Consider the following 626-nt stretch of genomic DNA (forward strand, 5'->3'; position numbering starts at 1 on the left):
ATCCACCGGCTGCACTTAGTCGCTTGACCATATAATTCAAACGACTGCACGACTTACTACAATTTGATAGCGCAATGCCTTTTAAACTTCAAAAGCCATTGCTGTTCTCTCATTGCAACATGATTTCGCCGGACAGGTGCACCAATGTCATCAATCACATTCCGACCACGGATCGCTCCAGGGCCGAGCTGCAACTGGTGACTGGCTTGATACACTCGCCAATTAATCAGCAGTATTACAACTTAAAACTTTGCCACTTTGTTAAATAACTCAGAACCGCTCGGGTTCTGACTGGTGAAAAACCAGAAAGACATTGTTTTGTCATACTTCAGCGAAACAATGTGTTTCTGACTTCTCTCATTCAGATGCACTGAATTGGTGGAGCTATGCGGGATCGAACCGCAGACCTCCTGGATGCAAACCAGGCGCTCTCCCAGCTGAGCTATAGCCCCGTTTTAACTTGATCTTTTTCCGTCTGACGCCTTGCCAGCCGAAAAAATCTCTGCGTTATCATCCTCTAGGAGCTTGTGCAAAAGCTCGATAAGGGCACTGCAATTTTCGTCAGGTGGTGTTTTGAGGTTCCGCCGCATAGCCTGGCTATGCAAGGGTTCTCAAAACGCCGCATG

At 47.3% G+C, this 626-nt stretch carries 1 tRNA gene; it reads right to left on the minus strand.

The features are described from left to right. Positions 1-376: 376 nt before the first annotated feature. A tRNA-Ala gene (locus tag ACURWW_RS17240) sits at positions 377-452 on the minus strand. Positions 453-626 lie beyond the last annotated feature (174 nt).

The sequence above is a fragment of the Gilvimarinus sp. F26214L genome (genome assembly GCF_054401055.1).